This is a genomic window from Streptomyces sp. JH34, assembly GCF_029428875.1.
In the GTDB taxonomy this organism is placed as follows: domain Bacteria; phylum Actinomycetota; class Actinomycetes; order Streptomycetales; family Streptomycetaceae; genus Streptomyces.
Map to the genome: position 1 here is coordinate 1,973,470 of NZ_JAJSOO010000001.1, position 17,584 is coordinate 1,991,053.

The following is a 17,584-nucleotide window of genomic DNA, read 5'->3' on the forward strand; positions in this document are numbered from 1 at the left end:
GCCAGACAGACGAGTAGCGGTGCACAGTGGAGTGGTGGCAAGCCGTAGCGCAGACTCCAGGAACGGGAGCGGACCGTCACCATCGGTGGATGCCGTCTCCCTCGCAATCATCGAGCAGCTCCAGGAGGACGGTCGACGGCCGTACGCCGCGATCGGCAAGGCCGTGGGCCTCTCCGAAGCCGCCGTGCGCCAGCGCGTCCAGAAGCTGCTCGACCAGGGCGTGATGCAGATCGTCGCCGTCACCGACCCCCTCACCGTGGGACTGCGGCGCCAGGCGATGGTCGGCATCAATGTCGAGGGCGATCTCGAGCCCGTGGCCGAGTCCCTCTCGGCCATGGCCGAGTGCGAGTACGTGGTGATGACCGCGGGCTCCTTCGACCTGATGGTGGAGATCGTCTGCGAGGACGACGACCACCTCCTGGAGACGATCAACAAACGCATCCGGGCGATACCCGGCGTGCGCTCCACCGAGAGCTTCGTCTACCTCAAGCTCAAGAAGCAGACCTACATGTGGGGAACCCGACAGCCGTGAGCAAGGACCTCAGCCGAACCGCGTACGACCACCTGTGGATGCACTTCACCCGCATGTCGGACTACGAGAACGCGCCCGTTCCCACCATCGTGCGTGGCGAGGGAACCTACATCTACGACGACAAGGGCAAGCGCTATCTCGACGGGCTCTCGGGCCTCTTCGTGGTCAACGCGGGTCACGGCCGTCACGAGCTGGCCGAGACGGCGTACAAGCAGGCGCAGGAGCTCGCCTTCTTCCCGGTGTGGTCCTACGCCCATCCCAAGGCCGTCGAGCTGGCCGAGCGGCTCGCCCACCACGCCCCGGGCGACCTCAACAAGGTCTTCTTCACCACCGGCGGCGGCGAGGCGGTCGAGACCGCCTGGAAGCTCGCCAAGCAGTACTTCAAGCTCACGGGCAAGCCGACCAAGTACAAGGTGATCTCGCGCGCCGTGGCCTACCACGGCACCCCGCAGGGCGCCCTGTCCATCACCGGCCTGCCCGCGCTCAAGGCCCCGTTCGAGCCGCTGGTCCCCGGTGCGCACAAGGTGGCCAACACCAACATCTACCGTGCCCCGCTGTTCGGGGACGACCCGGAGGCCTTCGGCCGCTGGGCCGCCGACCAGATCGAGCAGCAGATCCTCTTCGAGGGCCCGGACACGGTCGCCGCGGTCTTCCTGGAGCCCGTACAGAACGCCGGAGGCTGCTTCCCGCCGCCGCCCGGCTACTTCCAGCGGGTGCGTGAGATATGCGACCGCCACGACGTGCTGCTCGTCTCCGACGAGGTCATCTGCGCGTTCGGCCGCCTCGGCACGATGTTCGCCTGCGACAAGTTCGGCTACGTGCCGGACATGATCACCTGCGCCAAGGGCATGACCTCGGGCTACTCCCCCATCGGCGCCTGCATCATCTCCGACCGGCTGGCGGAGCCGTTCTACCAGGGCGACAACACCTTCCTGCACGGCTACACCTTCGGTGGCCACCCGGTCTCCGCGGCGGTCGGTCTCGCCAACCTCGACATCTTCGAGCGCGAGGGCCTCAACCAGCACGTCCTGGACAACGAGAACGCGTTCCTGACGACGCTGCAGAGGCTGCACGACCTGCCCATCGTCGGCGACGTCCGCGGCAACGGCTTCTTCTACGGCATCGAGCTGGTGAAGGACAAGGCCACCAAGGAGACGTTCACCGACGAGGAGACCGAGCGCGTCCTGTACGGCTTCCTCTCCAAGGCTCTGTACGAGAACGGCCTCTACTGCCGGGCCGACGACCGCGGCGACCCGGTCGTCCAGCTCGCGCCGCCACTGATCTCCGACCAGTCGACCTTCGACGAGATCGAGGGCATTCTGCGCGGCGTCCTGAAGGAGGCCTGGACGAAGCTCTGACCGACGCCCCGGTGACCGGACGACACCGGTCCGGAAGTCATTTCATACGGTCTACACGGCCCGGATGCACCCGTTCGAGTGAGACGCGGTGCATCCGGGCCGTGTGCTGTCCCGACACCCCGGTCCGGCTGCCTAGCGTGCCGAGTGACCGATCGGCCTTTTCTTCGTTGAATTCGTTCCCCCGTAAGGGCGAATGGGAAATCTGATCCGAACCGAGGTGAACGCCATGGTGGCCCCGCCTGACAACGACGTGATCTGGGCACGTTCCCTGCACCACTCCCACAACGGATCACCGGGGCTCGGCGGTGTCTCGCTCGGTGTCCGCGACGGCGAGGTACTCGCCGTGACCGGGCCCCGCGGGTCCGGGAAGACCACGCTGCTGCACTGCCTTTCGGGCCAGCTGGTTCCCGAGCAGGGCGAGGTCTGGTTCAACAGCGTGCCCGTGCACACCATGGGCCCCCGCCTGCGCGAGCAGCTCCGCCGGGACAGATTCGGCTGGATCGCGGCCGAGCCCCAGCTCGTACCCGAACTCAGCACCTGGGAGAACGCGGCCCTGCCGCTGCTGCTGCGCGGCGTCCCGCACCGTGCGGCCAAGAAGGCCGCCACCGAGTGGCTGGAGCGCCTTGACATCGGCCCGCTCGCCAAGAGGCGGCCCCACACGCTGCTGCAGTCGCAGCGCCAGCGGATCTCCGTGGCCCGCGCGCTCGCCGCGGCGCCGTCCGTCATCTTCGCGGACGAGCCGACCGCGACACTGCACCACGCCGAGCGCGCACAAGTCCTGCGCACCCTCACCACGGCGGCGCGGTCCCACGGGATCACGGTCGTGCTCGCCACCCACGACGCGGAGGTCGCCGAACTCGCCGACCGCGTGATCAGCCTGCTGGACGGCCGCCGCGTCACCACCGTCCCCCTGCCCGCCGCGTCCGATACGGAAGGCCGCTCGGCGTGCTCGCTCTCCGTCTGACCCGCGGCTCCCACCCCCTGGTCCTGATGCGGCGGCTGCTCCTCGCCGCGGCGTCGGCCGGGGTGGGCTTCCTCCTCCTGTGCACCCTGGGATACGCCTCGGGGCACCCGGCGCACGCGTCGGGTTCAGTGCTGCGGCTGCTGTGGTGCGCGGTCCCGCTCGCCGCGACCGTCCAGTTCGCGGTGGCGGTCGCCCGTACGGACCCGAGCACCCGCCCGCGCCCCGGGCTCTTCGCCGCCGGACTCGGACCGGCCCGTCTCTCCCTGCTGGCGGCGATCTCGACGGCGGTGTCCACCACGCTGGGATCGGCGGTGGCGCTCCTCTTCTTCCTCCATCTGCGCGGTGATCTGACCGGGCTGCCCTTCGACGGCGGTGCGGCCGAGTTCCTGGGCGCGGGCACCCCCCTGCCTCTCGCCGCGGCGCTCACACTGCTCGCCCTCGTGCCCCTGGCCGCTTCCGCGGCCGGCGGGCTGGCGGTGCGCGCCAGGCCTGTCGCGCCGTCCGAGGCCCAGGAGGCCGAGGACGACCTCGTGCCCACCGCGGCCCCGAAGGGACTGCCCTGGGGGGTCGCGCTCACCGCGGCCGGACTCGCGGTGGAGGCGTACGCGAGCCGTGGCACATCGGGGAACCCCTTCCCGCTGCCCGGCCGGCTGGACTCCACCCCCGCCGCGGTGCTCGCGGGCTGGACCCTGACCGCGATCGGCCTGGCCATGGCGGGCCCCGGCCTCACCCATCTGTGCGGCCGACTGCTCCAGGCGGTGCGCCCGGGAGCCGTGCGCCTGCTGGCGGGCAGGGTCCTGATGGACGAGGCGACCAGGATCGGGCGCCCGCTGGGAATCGTCTGCGCGGTGCTGTCCGGGGTGATCGCGGCCTCCGTGCTCTACACCGGCGGCCCCCGCCCCTTCGGCCCGCTCACCGCGCTGGGCGCCGTGCTCGTCCTCGGCTGCACCACGGCGACCCTGCTGACCACGGCGCTGGAGGCCAGGCAGTCCCGCGCCCGTACGGCCAGGACCCTGCTGCGGCTCGGCGCGCCGGCATCCATGCTCCGCACCGCCGCCGTCGTGCGGGCACTGGTGCTGCTGGCCGTCTTCGCGCCGCTGACCTGGGCGATCGCGGAGCTCGCCGCACTACCCCTGACGGAGTGACCACCTGCGCCGGTGCGCTCCGTAGCATGGCGGCGTGAAAAATCCGGACGAGAACACGTACGCACCCGGCGTCGAGATCGAGACGCTCACCGCATTCGACCAGGCAGTGGCGGCCGGCACCCTCGCCGGCCACCGTGTCCAGTCCGTCGACCTGACGGACCGCAGCGACGCACTGCTCACGACCGACACCCGCGGCGCCGTCTTCCTCGGCTGTCGCACGGAGCCCCGTGCCGAGGCGAAGATACGCGCGGACGGGGCCTTCGTCTTCCCACCGGTGCCCGGCCTCCCCTTCGACCCGTACCGCGGGCTGCTCTACACCCCCGACGCCCTGTACGAGGGCCTGGCGGAGGGGGGTTACGGGGCGACCCCTGACGCACGGGCGTACGGCTGGTTCCAGCAGACCAAGTCCAACGGCGACGTCTTCGCCTCGATGCTGCGGGCCCTCCATGACGACGCGGTGTCCGACGCCCTGGACGAACACCTGGTCGGGGCACGGGTGGTGGGCGTGATGGGCGGTCACGCGATGGCCCGCGGCTCCGAGGAGTTCCGCGGCGCGGCCGTGCTCGGCAGGGAACTGGCCCGCAGCGGTCTGACCGTCGCGACGGGCGGGGGCCCCGGTGCCATGGAGGCGGCCAACCTCGGCGCCTACGCGGCTCCGCACTCCGACGCGATGCTGCTCAAGGCCTGTGAACTCCTCGCCGCGACACCGTCGTTCGATCCGTCGGTGACCGACTGGGCGCAGGCCGCCTTCGCGGTCCGGGAGCGCTGGCCGGAAGGGGGGTCCTCGGTCGCGGTCCCCACGTGGTTCTACGGCCACGAGCCGCCGAACGCCTTCGCGGACCACATCGCCAAGTACTTCGCGAACGCCCTGCGCGAGGACGGGCTTCTGGCACGCTCGACCGCCGGTGTGATCTTCCTGCCCGGCGCCGCGGGGACCGTGCAGGAGATCTTCGACAACGCGACGCCCAACTACTACGAGTCGCGTTCCGCGCCCACTCCGATGGTGCTGGTGAACCGTGCGCACTGGACGGAGAAGCTGCCCGCGTGGCCTCTGCTCAGCGCGCTCGCGGCGGGCCGGGGCATGGAGTCACGGATCGCGCTCGTCGACACGGTGGAGGAGGCGGCCCCGGCTCTCGCCCGGCTGACGGGCTGACCGGCTGACCCGGCCCGGACTCAACGTGTGGCGAGCAGGGCGTCGAGGGCGTCGAAGAACGCCTCCCAGCCGTCCTCTGCCGCCGCGTACTGCTCGGGTGTGAGATTGTCGCCGCGCTGCCGGAAGACCATCTCGGTGGACTTCCGGCCGCGCTCGGTGAAGGTGACCGTGACCGTCTCGCCCTCGACGTCTTCGGGCGCGCTCCGGTCCTTCAGCGTGAAGACCAGGCGCTCGGGGGCGGACACCTCCCGGTAGACGCCGTGGAAGGGCATGTCGGCGCCCGGCACCACGATGACCAGGCTCCACTCGCCGCCGGGCGTGACGTCCATCGACACCCGGTCGAGCGGCACGTCCGCCTCTCCCCCGTACCAGGCGGCGAAGTCCTCGGGCACCGTCCAGGCCTCGAAGACCCGGTCACGCGGCGCCGCGACGACCCGGGTGATGTCGATGCCCTCACGGGCCGGCTGCGTCATGGTCCCTGCCCCTTCCGGACGTTTCGGTCCCAGGGGATCACGCGACAGGGAGAGCCGCCAGCCGGTCGTACGACCGCCTCCGCCCCCCGTTCGGCACGGACTCGATCGTACGACCGCCTCCGCCCCCCGTTCGGCACGGACCCGTTTCCGTCCCGTCTCCCCCAGGACCACGCACGGGCACCGTCCCTCAGGAGCGCGAGGAGCAGCGCGGCGGTTGCGGGAGGGCGCCCCGGTCGGCCACGAGGCGGCCCGTCTCCGGCGCGTACCGCATCGGCGAGCCTGCCCCGGGCGCCCGGTGCGCCGGGGACTCCCCGTGGTCTCGTCGGCCACCGAGCCGGCAGCGCGGCTAAGCCGGGAGGGAGAAGCCCTCGGGCACCGAGCCCTCGACGAACAGCATCCCCACGCGGATCTTGCCTTCCCGAATCCTTATGGCCCGCCGGTACTCGGGGGAGTCGTACCACTCCCTGATCCGGTCCATGTCAGGGAACTCGATGACCACGAACCGGGAGGATTCCCAGGTGCCTTCGACGGGCTCGGGCGTGGGGCCCGCCACCAGGTACTTGCCGTCGTGGCTGAGGACGGACTCCTGGGCCACGGACGCATAGGCCAGGGCGGCCTCCTCGTCGAGCACATCGGCGGTGACGATGACGTAAGCGGGCATGCGGTTCCTCGCTCCTCGGGTACGGCGTCGCTGGTGCCACGGCACGGACTGCTGGTCGTCGCCTCTCTGCTCGGCAGTGGGCGACGCAGCCGGGCGGCTGAAGCATGCCCCCTTCCCGCCGTGTCGATCCCTGCCCGTGTCCGCTCGCTGACCGGGGCGACGTGGCGGGGCCCGCCGGACGCTGCGGGTCCCCGGAGAGCGGCGTACGGGCGCCACCGGTCGTGCTCGGCCGACGGCCTAACGGGCGGGGGGAAGGACCACCGTCTCGGCCGGGTCGAACGTCACGCCCACGACGGCCCCCTCCTCCGGGGCGTCCCGCAGACCGCACTCCGCCTCCAGGGCCGGACCGTCGCCGGGCCGCAGGGTGACGGTGACGTGGTGGCCGCGGAAGGTGCGTGCGCCCACCGTGCAGCGCAGACCGTCCTTCGGACCGCTGATCCGCACCCCACCCGGGCGCACGAGCAGCTCACGCTCCCCCTGGGGCGAGCCCTCGGGCACCGGCACCTTGCCCCAGACCGTGTCGGCCGCCGTACCGGTGACCGTGGCGTCCACCAGGTTGTCGAAGCCGAGGAAACGGGCGACGAAGGCCGATGCGGGCCGCTGCCAAACCTCCAGGGGGGTGCCCGCCTGGGCGATCCGCCCGTCGCGCATGACCACGACGCGGTCGGCGAGCGCGAAGGCCTCGCCCTGGTCGTGGGTGACGGCGAGCACCGTGGTGCCCAGCCGGCCGAAGAGGCCGCGCAGTTCGACGACGAGCCGTTCGCGCAGGCTCCGGTCCAGCTGGCCCAGCGGTTCGTCCAGCATCAGCAGTTTCGGACGTGGCGCCAGCGCCCGGGCGAGTGCCACCCGCTGCTGTTCGCCGCCGGACAGGGCGGCGACGGCCCGCCGGCCCGCACCCGGCAGACCGACCATGTCCAGGAGTTCACCGGCCCTGCGGTCCCGCTCCGCGCGGGGTACGCCGTGCATCTTCAGTCCGAAGGCGACGTTGGCGCCGACGTCCCGGTGCGGGAACAACTGGTGGTCCTGGAACATGAGGCCGAGCCCCCGCCGGTGCACGGGCAGGGAGGACTGGTCGGCGCCGTCCAGGAACACCCGCCCGCCGTCCAGGGGTTGCAGCCCGGCCACGGCCCGCAGCAGCGTCGACTTGCCGCTGCCGCTCGGCCCCAGCACACAGACGATCTCGTGGTCAGCGACCTCCAGGTCGACGGCGTCCAGCGCGGTCCGCTTCCCGAACCGGACCGTGGCCGAATCCACTTCCAGCATCTTCAGAACTCCCCGGATCGGTCGGTGCGGATACGTTCGAGCAGGAGCAGCGACACCGCGCAGACGAGCATCAGGATCGTGCTGAGTGCCATCGCCTGGCCGTAGTTGAGCTCCCCGGAGCGCCCCAGCAGTCTGGCGACGGCGACCGGCAGTGTGGGGTTGTCGGGGCGCGCGATGAACACGGTCGCGCCGAACTCCCCGAGCGACACGGCGAAGGCGAACCCCGCGGCCACCAGCACGGCCCGCCGCACCAGCGGCAGGTCCACCTCGCGCCAGGCCCGCAGCGGTGAGGCGCCGAGCACCGCGGCGGCCTCCCGCAGCCGCTCGTCCACCGCGCGCAGGACGGGCAGCATGGTCCGTACGACGAACGGGACGCCCACCAGCGCCTGGGCGAGCGGCACGAGGATCCAGGACGTACGCAGGTCGAGCGGAGGCCTGTCCAGGGTGATCAGGAAGCCGAAGCCGACGGTGACCGCCGACACTCCGAGCGGCAGCATCAGGAGGGCGTCGAAGCCGCGCACCAGCCGGCCGGCCCGCCGTGTCAGCGCCGCGGCCGCGAGACCGCCGATCACGAGGGCGATGAGAGTGGCGACCAGCGCGTAACGCAGGGAGTTCCCGATGGCGTCGAGTGGCGGCACCAGGAACGTGGACCCGTTGGCGTCGAGGGACTGCAGCGCCCGGTAGAAGTCGAATCCGTAGCCGCCGGAGGTGTCCAGGGAGCGTTCCACCAGCACGCCGAGCGGCAGCAGGACGAGCAGCAGCACGGTCAGCAGCACGCCGCCGAGCAGCGCCCGCTGCCCGGCGCCGCGGGGCGGCCGGGCGGTCTGCGCCGGGTCGACGAGCTTCAGGGCCGTCTCACGGCGCCGTACGGTCCACGCGTGGACGGCGAGGATCCCGCCGACCGCGGCGAACTGCACCAGGGTCAGCACGGCTGCCGTCGGCAGGTCGAGCAGCTGGGCGGTCTGCCGGTAGATCTCCACCTCCAGCGTGGAGTAGCCCGGACCGCCGAGGATCTGGACGACTCCGAAGGAGGTGAAGGTGAAGAGGAAGACCATGAGCGCTGCGGCGGCGACGGCGGGGGCCAGCGCGGGCAGCGTCACGCGCCGCCACGCGGCGAGGCGTCCGGCGCCGAGCACCCGCGCGGCCTCCTCCTGCCGGGGGTCGAGCTGGGCCCAGAGTCCGCCCACCGTCCGGACGACGACCGCGTAGTTGAAGAACACATGGGCGAGCAGGATCGCCCACACGGTGGTGTCGAGACGTACGCCCCAGAGCTGGTCGAGGAACCCGCCGCGTCCCAGCAGCGCGAGGAACGCCGTGCCGACCACGACGGTCGGCAGGACGAAGGGCACCGTCACCACGGCCCTCAGCAGCTGCTTGCCGGGGAAGTCGAAGCGGGCGAAGACATAGGCGCCGGGCAGCGCGATCAGGAGGGTGAGCGCGGTCGAGGCGAGGGCCTGCCAGGTGGTGAACCGGAGTACGTCGAGGATGTCCGGCCGGCTCAGCACCGTGCCGATCCGGCCGAACTGCCAGACGCCGTCCGCCCTGAGTCCGCGGCCGACGATCGCGGCGACCGGGTAGGCGAAGAACAGCGCGAAGAACGCGACGGGCACGGCCATGAGACCGAGCCGCATCGCGTTCCCCCCGCGCGGGGGCCGCGCGGCTACTTCACGACGAGCGAGGACCACGACTGGACCCACTGCTCACGGTTCTTGGCGATCTTCTCCGGGGCCACCGTCGCCGGCTTGTCGACGGTGGCACCGAACTTCGTGAACAGCTCCGGCAGCTTCGCGTCCTTGACCACCGGGTTCACGAACATGTTCAGCGGCATGTCCTCCTGGAACTGCTTGCTGATCAGGAAGTCCAGCAGCGCCTTGCCGCCCGCCTCGTTCTTCGCACCGTCCAGCAGTCCGGCGAACTCGGTCTGGCGGAAGCAGGTTCCGGTGGCCACACCGGTCGGGGCCTCGGTGGGCCGGGGATCGGCGTAGAGCACCTCGACGGGCGGGCTGGAGGCGTAGGAGACGACGAGCGGACGGTCGGCCTTGGCCTTCCTGCCGCCGGCGGAGCCGGAGAACTCGTCGTTGTACGCCTGCTCCCAGCCGTCGACGACCTTGACGCCGTTGTCCTTCAGCTTCTTCCAGTAGTCCTGGTAGCCGGTCTCGCCGTGGGCGGCGACCGTGCCGAGGAGGAAGCCGAGACCGGGCGAGGAAGTCGCGGCGTTCTCGGTGACGAGGAGGTTCCTGTACGCCGGCTTCAGCAGGTCGTCGAAGGTCTTCGGCGGATCCAGCTTCTTGTCGGCGAAGTACTTCTTGTCGTAGTTGACGCAGATGTCGCCGGTGTCGACGGGCGTGACCCGGTGCTTGCCCGCATCGAGCTGGGTGTCACCCGCGACGCGGTCCAGGCCCTTCGCCCGGTACGGCGTGAACAGGCCGTTGTCGAGGGCGCGGGAGAGCAGGGTGTTGTCGACTCCGAAGAACACGTCGCCCCGGGGGGACCCCTTGGTCAGGATCTCCTGGTTGAGCGCCGCTCCGGCGTCACCGCTCTTGAGGACCTTGACCTTGTAGCCGGTCTCCTTCGTGAACGCCTTCAGGACGGCGTCCGAGGCGTTGAAGGAGTCATGGCTGACCAGGGTGACGGTCTTCGACCCGGCCCCCGTGCTGTCGGAGGCCTGGCCGTCGGAGCCCCCGCAGCCTGCGAGCGCGGTGACACCGAGCGCGGCGGCGAGCGCGGTCACCGCGTACTTCGTGGTGGTCTTCATGTGATTCCTCCTGGACATGACCAGGAAGAGACGCGGCCCTGCCCGCTCGGCGAGCGGGCAGGGCGCAACAGCTTGAGTAAGGCCCGAACTTCCTACCCGGAATGACCCGGGCGAGGTTCAGAGGGTCTGCGGCCGACCTGTACTCGGTGCCGCACTCTCAGCGCTGTGGCGCTCCCCTGTCGGAATGTGAAGTTGTTCCCGGGCCAGGCTACACCGGCCGGATCATGCCGGACCGGCCGGATCGCAACCGTCCTCCCGGGCCCCTCAGCGCTCGGAGGCCGCCAGCTGCCCGCAGGCCCCGTCGATCTCCTGACCGCGGGTGTCCCGGACGGTGACCGGCACCCCGTGGGCCGCGATCGCCTCCACGAACGCCTTCTCGTCCTCGGGCCGCGAGGCGGTCCACTTGGAGCCCGGGGTCGGGTTCAGCGGGATGAGGTTGACGTGCACCCGCTTGCCCTTGAGGAGCCGGCCCAGCCGGTCGCCGCGCCACGCCTGGTCGTTGATGTCACGGATCAGCGCGTACTCGATAGAGATGCGACGGCCCGACTTCTCCGCGTACTCCCACGCGGCGTCCAGGACCTCGCGGACCTTCCAGCGGGTGTTCACGGGCACGAGGGTGTCGCGCAGCTCGTCGTCCGGGGCGTGCAGGGAGACCGCCAGGCGGCACTTGAAGCCCTCGTCGGCGAAGCGCAGCATCGCCGGCACCAGGCCCACCGTGGACACGGTGATCCCGCGCTGCGAGAGCCCCAGGCCGTCCGGCTCGGGATCCGTCAGCCGCCGGATCGCACCGACCACGCGCTTGTAGTTGGCCAGCGGCTCGCCCATGCCCATGAAGACGATGTTGGACAGCCGCGCCGGCCCGCCCGGGACCTCGCCGTCGCGCAGCGCACGCATGCCGTCCACGATCTGGTGCACGATCTCGGCGGTCGACAGGTTGCGGTCGAGACCGGCCTGACCGGTCGCGCAGAACGGACAGTTCATCCCGCAGCCGGCCTGGGACGAGATGCACATGGTCACCCGGTCCGGGTACCGCATGAGGACGGACTCGACGAGGGTGCCGTCGTGCAGCTTCCACAGCGTCTTACGGGTGGTGTCGTCGTCGCAGCTGATGTGGCGCAAGACCGACATCAGCTCGGGGAACATCGCCTCGGCGAGCTTGTCGCGCGAGGCGGCCGGGATGTTGGTCCACTCCGCCGGGTCGTGCGCGTACCGCGAGAAGTAGTGCTGCGACAGCTGCTTGGCGCGGAAGGGCTTCTCGCCGGTCGCGGCGACTGCTTCCTTGCGCTCGTCGGGCGTGAGGTCGGCGAGGTGCCGCGGCGGCCGCTTGGCTCCGCGGGGCGCGACGAAAGTGAGTTCTCCGGGCTTAGGCATGGTTCCTCCAGTGTTACAGACACGCCGTGGTCCCAGAGACCTCTGCCAGATAGGACGGTGCGAGGGGCTGGCGGACCCTGTTGTCGTCGGTCGTCATCAGTCGACGTCGGCGCCCCTTCGGCGGCCGGGAGACGGCCGAGGGCGGCGCTCGAACCGTGACCGACAGCACGACGGGCAGGCGGCGCGCAGGTCCGCAGCGAATCACAATTCGTACACACATCCGAATTCTGCGGCGCTGATCGTCCTGCACGTCCGTGAGTGCCGTGGCGACGAGCCGGAGCGAACCGCTCGCGCCGCCGTCGGCCTGGAGGGAACCGGACCCGGAGGACCGGCGCGGCTACCTTCCGCGACCGCGCCGGTGTGGTGCCACGCGGCCCCGGAGCGGCACCGACGGAGCCGCAGACCGATGGGCCGGGGCGGGAGCTACTTGAGCGTCTGCCACACCCCGTCGGTCGCGATCGCGGACAGCTGGGCACCGGTGAACGGGGGCGCCGGGAGCGCAGGAGCCTTGTGCGGATACTCCGCGTTGTAGGAGGTGACCGTCACCCGCAGGCCCTTCGCGGTCACGGTTTCGGCCGTCAGCCCCGACGTGCCCGAGTGCAGGCCGGCCTCGCTCCGGGTGACGACCTTGCCGCCGTCCGCGGTGCCGTGACCCAGCCGTACCCGGAGGAACGTCTTGGTCTTCGTCTTCTTGTCGCGCACGATCACATAGCCCTCGTCGCCGCCTCCGCCTCGGCCGATCTCCTCGTACCCGGCGGGCACCAGGCCGCCGAGCGTCTCGAATACCTCCCAGCTGTTCTGGACGGGGCGCGGGCTGGTGAACGCCTCGGCGTTCATGACGCCGTACTTCGTGAACGCCCTCTCCACGCATCCCGTCAGCTCGTGCAGTTGCAGGGGGCTCAGCGGGGGTTCGGCCCGGGTGGGAGTGCCTGTCGAGGAGGGCGCGTTGTACTCGATCGCCTGCAGCAGGAAGCCGTCGGCGGAGATCCGGGTGGACTTCCAGACCTTCACCCCCCCCCCGGATCCGCCGCCCACATGCCCCTGTTCCGTCTTCCCGCCGCCGGAGCCGAGCGCGCACGTCGAACCGTTCGAGGTCTTCCCGCACTTCACCAGCTGCCGGATCATCGGATCCTCGGGATCGACGCGCCGGGCGGAGATGGCGACGAGGGATGCTCCGTAACCGTCGTCGTAGACCATCGAGGCATCGGCCACGCCAGGACCACCCTCGTTGCTCGTGCCCCGCTGCTTGCTGAACTCCCCCTTCGGCAGGGCTGGAAGGCTGATCTCGAGGAGCTTGATCATCTGGTCGGCGCCGGCACGCATGAAGGATGTGGAGTCCTCCGTCGGGCCGCTTTCCCCGGAGGGACCAGGCTGGAGGGAAGGTCCGCCCTCCGGTCCCAGGGAGGGTGCCCAGGTCGGCGTGGCATCGGCCACCGACACACTGTCTCCCCCGAAGCCGCCGGTCGCATACACCCCGGCCGTCCCGAGCACGGTCAGCGTCAGCACTCCCGCGGTCAGCGCCGTCGCTCTGCGGCGGGCAGCCTTGCGTCGGCCTCGAATCGCCCCCGTCTCCAGCAGAGCCCGCCGGTCGGCGACGAACGTGCCGCCGGTGTACCGCATGATCTCACCGAGGTCGGTCTCGAAGCGGTTCTCCGATGTGCCTCCGGTGTCGTTCTCGGTGTCGTTCTCAAGAGGCATGGCGATTCACCATCTCCAGTCGGCGCCGTTGGGCCGGGATTGAGGGAGTCTTGGCTGGCTCGGATATGGCGACGGAACGTGGCTTCGGCACTGACGGCTTCTCCGGCCTGGGCCGAAGCGAAGCTCATCCGGCGACGACGAATTCGACGAGACTGCCGCCGAGCAGGGTCCGCAAACGGGCCAGAGCCCGCGACGCGCGGGTCCGCACGGCGGACGAGCTGATCTGCATGGCTTCGGCCGTCTCCTCGATGCTGCGGTCCTCCCAGTAGCGGAGCACCACCACGGCCCGGTCCTTAGGAGGCAGCCGCGCCAGCGCCTGGAGCAGCGCCAGCCGCAGCAGCGGGTCGGGCCCGGTGACGAGTGGGACGTCGGGCAGATCCGCCACCGGCCGTTCGGTGGAGGAACGCCTGCGCCGGTAGGTGAGGAAGGTCCGGGCCCAGCAGCAGTCGTAGGAGCCGCGGGAGGCGCGGGCGTGCAGGGCTGCGAACGCGGAGGGGGACATCTCGCGTTTCAGCTGCCGGTCGCCTCTTCCGGGTGCGTCTTCGCCGCTCGGCGGTGATCCCGGGCCGCCCCCGGCCGGTACAGCGGTGGGGGCCGTCGCTCCCGGGCGACGGCCCCCACACACGTTGACGACGGTCCGGCCGTCAGCCGGATCCGACGAACAGCACCAGCAGCAGCCACACGACCGGCGCGCTCGGCAGGAGCGAGTCGAGCCGGTCCATGATGCCGCCGTGGCCGGGCAGCAGCGTGCCCATGTCCTTGATGCCGAGGTCCCGCTTGATCATGGACTCCCCCAGGTCCCCCAGCGTGGCGCTGGCGGCTACGGCGAGGCCCAACAGCAGTCCCTGCCACCAGTACCCGCCGTCGATCAGGAACTCCATGCACAGGGCGCCGGCCACCATCGCGAAGCCGACCGCGCCGAACAGACCCTCCCGGGTCTTGCCCGGACTGATGCGGGGAGCCAGCTTGTGCGTCCCGAAGCGCCAGCCGACGGCGTACGCACCGGTGTCGCTGACCACGGTCAGCAGCAGGAAGGTCAGCACACGCCACGCACCGTCGTCCGCGGTGAGCATCATCGCGACGAACGTGGCGAGGAACGGTACGTAGAACACCGCGAAGACGCCCGCCGTGACGTCCTTGAGGTAGCCCTCGGGCGGCTCCGTCATCCTCCACACGAGCACGGCGAGTGCCGTGAGCGCCATGGCGACCCAGGCGCCCTCCGACTCCCGCACGTAGCCGGCGACCACCATCGCGGCGCCGCCGACGGCGAGCGGAACGAGGGGGGCGTTGATGCCCTTGCGCTCCTTGAGGCGGGAGGTGAGCTCCCAGAGACCGACCACCACCGCAAGCACGACCACGCCGACGAAGACGGCCTTCACGATGAAGAGGGAGCCGGCGACGAGGGCACCGAGACCGAGACCGACGCCTATGGCGGCGCGGAGGTCACGCCCCGCGCGCTTCTTCTGCGGCGGGGGCGGCAGCGGGATCGACATGGGCTCCTGCGGCTTCTCGTCACGGAACAGGGGGCCGCTGACGCGCGCGGCGTCCCCGTTCCGGTCGTCGCGGTCGTCAGCGTCTCTACCTGCGTCGGGAACGTCCGGCACGATGGGCATGGGCCGAGTCTGCTGGGCGGCGTGCACATCGTATGCAGGACCCGCCGGAGCGGCCCCCATCTCGGGCGTGCCCCAGCGACCGGCTCCCTGCGGGGCGCCCCAGGAAGAGTCGTTCATCAGACTTCGAGCAGCTCGGCTTCCTTGTGCTTGAGCAGCTCGTCCACCTGCGCGACGTACTTCGCGGTGGTGTCGTCGAGCTCCTTCTCCGCGCGGCGGACCTCGTCCTCGCCGGACTCCTTGTCCTTGACGAGCTTGTCGAGCGACTCCTTGGCCTTGCGGCGGATGGAGCGGATCGAGATCTTGGAGTCCTCGGCCTTGGTCTTGGCGACCTTGATGTACTCCTTGCGACGGTCCTGCGTGAGCTCGGGGAACGTCACACGGATGATGTTGCCGTCGTTGCTCGGGTTGACGCCGAGGTCGGAGTCGCGGATCGCCTGCTCGATGTTGCGCAGCGCGGTCTTGTCGAACGGGGTCACCACGGCCATGCGCGGCTCGGGGACCGAGAACGAGGCCAGCTGGTTGATCGGGGTCAGCGCGCCGTAGTAGTCGGCGACGATCTTGTTGAACATCGCCGGGTGCGCACGGCCGGTACGGATCGCGGCGAAGTCCTCTTTCGCGACCACGACGGCCTTCTCCATCTTCTCCTCGGCCTCGAGGAGGATTTCTTCGATCACCACGTGCTCCTGCGTGTCTTGAGCGGACCCGGCATCGTCGGGTCCTGCGGATCCTGCGTCGCGTCCTCACCTGCACGGTGTCCGACCGGCAGGCCGTTGTCCATCTTGTGGGCCGTCAGGCCCGGGTGCTCCGGTCGCTCACCAGCGTGCCGATCTTCTCACCCTTGACCGCGCGGGCGATATTGCCCTCCGTGGTCAGTTCGAAGACGAGGATGGGCAGCTGGTTGTCACGGCAGAGGGTGATCGCGGTGGCATCGGCGATCTTGAGGTCACGGGTGATCACCTCGCCGTACTCCAGGGCGTCGAACTTCACCGCGCCGGGGTTGGTCCGCGGGTCGGCGTCGTAGACCCCGTCCACGCCGTTCTTCCCCATCAGCAGCGCCTCGGCGTCGATCTCCAGAGCGCGCTGGGCGGCAGTGGTGTCGGTGGAGAAGTACGGCATGCCCATGCCGGCGCCGAAGATGACGACGCGCCCCTTCTCCAGGTGCCGCACGGCGCGGAGCGGGATGTACGGCTCGGCGACCTGACCCATGGTGATGGCGGTCTGGACGCGCGAGTCGATGCCCTCCTTCTCCAGGAAGTCCTGGAGTGCCAGGCAGTTCATGACCGTGCCGAGCATGCCCATGTAGTCGGACCGCGCCCGGTCCATGCCGCGCTGCTGGAGCTCGGCGCCACGGAAGAAGTTGCCGCCGCCGATGACGACCGCGATCTCCGCACCGTCGCGTACGACCGCGGCGATCTCGCGGGCGATGGCGTGCACGACGTCGGGGTCGACGCCGAGACCTCCGCCACCGGCGAATGCCTCACCGGACAGCTTCAGCATGAAGCGTCCGGAAATCTTGCCGTCGTCGCGCTTGTCGTCGGCCTGGGTGGCGTCCGCGCCCTTGTCCATGGAAATTCTCCTCGTGCACATACGAAGAAGGCCATTGCCGGTGGGTCTGGTGTCCCTCAGCGGCAATGGCCTCCTCGTCAGATCTGCGGTCGTCCGGCATGAGTGCGGCCGTCGACTGCACTAGACCCTATCGGGTCCACCGTTGTTCGCGGACGGACTCAGATGCCGACCTTGATGCGCGCGAAGCGCTTCAGGGCGACACCGGCCTCGTCCAGGACCTTCTGGACGGACTTCTTGTTGTCCAGCGCGTAGGGCTGGCCGAGGAGGGTGGCCTCCTTGAAGAAGCCGTTGACGCGACCCTCGACGATCTTCGGGAGCGCGGCTTCGGGCTTGCCCTCGGCGCGGGTGGTCTCCTCGGCGACGCGGCGCTCGGCCTCGACGACCTCGGCGGGGACGTCCTCGCGGGACAGGTACTTCGGGGCGAAGGCGGCGATGTGCTGCGCGAGGCCCTTGGCCAGCTCGGCGTCGGCCTTGTCCAGCTCGACCATGACACCGATCTGCGGCGGCAGGTCGGGCATCGTGCGGTGCATGTAGACGGAGACGAACGCGCCGTCGAACTGCGCGAAGCGGTCCAGGACGATCTTCTCGCCGAGGTTGGCGTTGGCCTCGTCCACGAATGCCTGAACGGTCTTGCCGGGCTCGATCTCCGAGGCGAGGAGCGCCTCGATGTCGGCCGGAGAGGTCGCGGCGACGTGCGCGGCGAGCGTGTTGGCGACGGCCTGGAACTTGTCACCCTTGGCGACGAAGTCCGTCTCGCACTTCAGCTCGACGAGGACGCCGGACGTCTTGTCCTCGGAGACGAGGGAGACGACGGCACCGTTCTCGGCGGAACGGCCCTCGCGCTTGGCGACGCCCTTCTGGCCCTTGATGCGGAGCGCCTCGACAGCACCGTCGACGTTGCCGTCGGCCTCGTCGAGCGCCTTCTTGCAGTCCATCATGCCGGCGCCGGTGAGCTCGCGGAGCTTCTTGACGTCAGCGGCGGTGTAGTTCGCCATGAGTCTGTTTCTCTCTCGAAGTCTGAAAGATCTACGG

General features: G+C 70.3%; 17 protein-coding genes. 5 read left to right on the plus strand and 12 right to left on the minus strand.

Annotated elements, in window-relative coordinates; all coding sequences use genetic code 11:
• Positions 1-19: 19 nt before the first annotated feature.
• The 5 genes from LWJ43_RS08450 (at position 20) to LWJ43_RS08470 (ending at position 5,152) form a co-directional block, all read left to right on the plus strand.
• Positions 20-532, plus strand: a complete 513-nt coding sequence (locus tag LWJ43_RS08450) for an Lrp/AsnC family transcriptional regulator (protein WP_277331683.1) — start codon at positions 20-22, stop codon at positions 530-532.
• Positions 511-1,890, plus strand: coding sequence for an aspartate aminotransferase family protein (locus LWJ43_RS08455; protein WP_277331684.1), 1,380 nt, complete (start codon positions 511-513; stop codon positions 1,888-1,890). Before LWJ43_RS08450 ends, LWJ43_RS08455 begins: the two co-directional genes overlap by 22 nt.
• A 226-nt stretch (positions 1,891-2,116) precedes the next feature.
• Positions 2,117-2,854, plus strand: coding sequence for an ABC transporter ATP-binding protein (locus tag LWJ43_RS08460; protein ID WP_277331685.1), 738 nt, complete (start codon positions 2,117-2,119; stop codon positions 2,852-2,854).
• Positions 2,836-3,999, plus strand: a complete 1,164-nt coding sequence (locus tag LWJ43_RS08465) for a hypothetical protein (protein WP_277331686.1) — start codon at positions 2,836-2,838, stop codon at positions 3,997-3,999. Before LWJ43_RS08460 ends, LWJ43_RS08465 begins: the two co-directional genes overlap by 19 nt.
• A gap of 34 nt (positions 4,000-4,033) precedes the next feature.
• On the plus strand, positions 4,034-5,152 hold the full coding sequence (locus LWJ43_RS08470) for an LOG family protein (RefSeq protein ID WP_277331687.1): 1,119 nt from the start codon (positions 4,034-4,036) through the stop codon (positions 5,150-5,152).
• Between the two features lie 20 nt (positions 5,153-5,172).
• On the opposite strand, the gene LWJ43_RS08475 is transcribed toward LWJ43_RS08470, so the two are convergent.
• From LWJ43_RS08475 to tsf, 12 genes are all read right to left on the minus strand, one after another.
• Positions 5,173-5,625: an SRPBCC family protein gene (locus LWJ43_RS08475; protein WP_277331688.1), complete on the minus strand. Its 453-nt coding sequence runs from the start codon at positions 5,623-5,625 to the stop codon at positions 5,173-5,175.
• Positions 5,626-5,971: 346 nt separating this feature from the next.
• Positions 5,972-6,286 carry a DUF1330 domain-containing protein gene (locus LWJ43_RS08480; protein WP_277331689.1) on the minus strand — a complete coding sequence of 105 codons (315 nt, stop codon included), beginning with the start codon at positions 6,284-6,286 and terminating at the stop codon, positions 5,972-5,974.
• A gap of 237 nt (positions 6,287-6,523) precedes the next feature.
• Complete coding sequence (locus LWJ43_RS08485) at positions 6,524-7,549, minus strand: ABC transporter ATP-binding protein (protein WP_277331690.1); 1,026 nt, start codon at positions 7,547-7,549, stop codon at positions 6,524-6,526.
• A gap of 2 nt (positions 7,550-7,551) precedes the next feature.
• Complete coding sequence (locus LWJ43_RS08490; protein ID WP_277331691.1) at positions 7,552-9,180, minus strand: ABC transporter permease; 1,629 nt, start codon at positions 9,178-9,180, stop codon at positions 7,552-7,554.
• 29 nt (positions 9,181-9,209) lie between these two features.
• On the minus strand, positions 9,210-10,304 hold the full coding sequence (locus LWJ43_RS08495) for a thiamine ABC transporter substrate-binding protein (protein ID WP_277331692.1): 1,095 nt from the start codon (positions 10,302-10,304) through the stop codon (positions 9,210-9,212).
• Between the two features lie 264 nt (positions 10,305-10,568).
• Positions 10,569-11,675 (minus strand): dual-specificity RNA methyltransferase RlmN, encoded by a 1,107-nt coding sequence (rlmN, locus tag LWJ43_RS08500; protein WP_277331693.1) that lies wholly within the window; start codon positions 11,673-11,675, stop codon positions 10,569-10,571.
• Between the two features lie 423 nt (positions 11,676-12,098).
• Complete coding sequence (locus LWJ43_RS08505) at positions 12,099-13,373, minus strand: hypothetical protein (protein WP_277331694.1); 1,275 nt, start codon at positions 13,371-13,373, stop codon at positions 12,099-12,101.
• 124 nt (positions 13,374-13,497) lie between these two features.
• Positions 13,498-13,875, minus strand: coding sequence for a sigma-70 family RNA polymerase sigma factor (locus tag LWJ43_RS08510; RefSeq protein ID WP_462100869.1), 378 nt, complete (start codon positions 13,873-13,875; stop codon positions 13,498-13,500).
• Positions 13,876-14,017: 142 nt separating this feature from the next.
• On the minus strand, positions 14,018-15,103 hold the full coding sequence (locus LWJ43_RS08515; RefSeq protein WP_277331695.1) for a phosphatidate cytidylyltransferase: 1,086 nt from the start codon (positions 15,101-15,103) through the stop codon (positions 14,018-14,020).
• Positions 15,103-15,660: a ribosome recycling factor gene (gene frr, locus LWJ43_RS08520; RefSeq protein ID WP_031100531.1), complete on the minus strand. Its 558-nt coding sequence runs from the start codon at positions 15,658-15,660 to the stop codon at positions 15,103-15,105. Before frr ends, LWJ43_RS08515 begins: the two co-directional genes overlap by 1 nt.
• Positions 15,661-15,775: 115 nt before the next feature.
• Positions 15,776-16,552, minus strand: a complete 777-nt coding sequence (pyrH, locus tag LWJ43_RS08525) for a UMP kinase (RefSeq protein WP_277331696.1) — start codon at positions 16,550-16,552, stop codon at positions 15,776-15,778.
• Between the two features lie 158 nt (positions 16,553-16,710).
• Positions 16,711-17,547: a translation elongation factor Ts gene (tsf, locus tag LWJ43_RS08530; RefSeq protein WP_277331698.1), complete on the minus strand. Its 837-nt coding sequence runs from the start codon at positions 17,545-17,547 to the stop codon at positions 16,711-16,713.
• Positions 17,548-17,584 lie beyond the last annotated feature (37 nt).

Bases quoted from the DNA above. Each gene is read 5' to 3' on its own strand.
- LWJ43_RS08460 (WP_277331685.1), top strand. From the start codon at position 2,117: ATGGTGGCCCCGCCTGACAACGACGTGATCTGGGCACGTTCCCTGCAC.
- LWJ43_RS08475 (WP_277331688.1), bottom strand. From the start codon at position 5,625: ATGACGCAGCCGGCCCGTGAGGGCATCGACATCACCCGGGTCGTCGCG.
- LWJ43_RS08480 (WP_277331689.1), bottom strand. From the start codon at position 6,286: ATGCCCGCTTACGTCATCGTCACCGCCGATGTGCTCGACGAGGAGGCC.
- LWJ43_RS08485 (WP_277331690.1), bottom strand. From the start codon at position 7,549: ATGCTGGAAGTGGATTCGGCCACGGTCCGGTTCGGGAAGCGGACCGCG.
- LWJ43_RS08490 (WP_277331691.1), bottom strand. From the start codon at position 9,180: ATGCGGCTCGGTCTCATGGCCGTGCCCGTCGCGTTCTTCGCGCTGTTC.
- LWJ43_RS08495 (WP_277331692.1), bottom strand. From the start codon at position 10,304: ATGAAGACCACCACGAAGTACGCGGTGACCGCGCTCGCCGCCGCGCTC.
- rlmN (WP_277331693.1), bottom strand. From the start codon at position 11,675: ATGCCTAAGCCCGGAGAACTCACTTTCGTCGCGCCCCGCGGAGCCAAG.
- LWJ43_RS08505 (WP_277331694.1), bottom strand. From the start codon at position 13,373: ATGCCTCTTGAGAACGACACCGAGAACGACACCGGAGGCACATCGGAG.
- LWJ43_RS08510 (WP_462100869.1), bottom strand. From the start codon at position 13,875: ATGTCCCCCTCCGCGTTCGCAGCCCTGCACGCCCGCGCCTCCCGCGGC.
- LWJ43_RS08515 (WP_277331695.1), bottom strand. From the start codon at position 15,103: ATGAACGACTCTTCCTGGGGCGCCCCGCAGGGAGCCGGTCGCTGGGGC.
- pyrH (WP_277331696.1), bottom strand. From the start codon at position 16,552: ATGGACAAGGGCGCGGACGCCACCCAGGCCGACGACAAGCGCGACGAC.
- tsf (WP_277331698.1), bottom strand. From the start codon at position 17,547: ATGGCGAACTACACCGCCGCTGACGTCAAGAAGCTCCGCGAGCTCACC.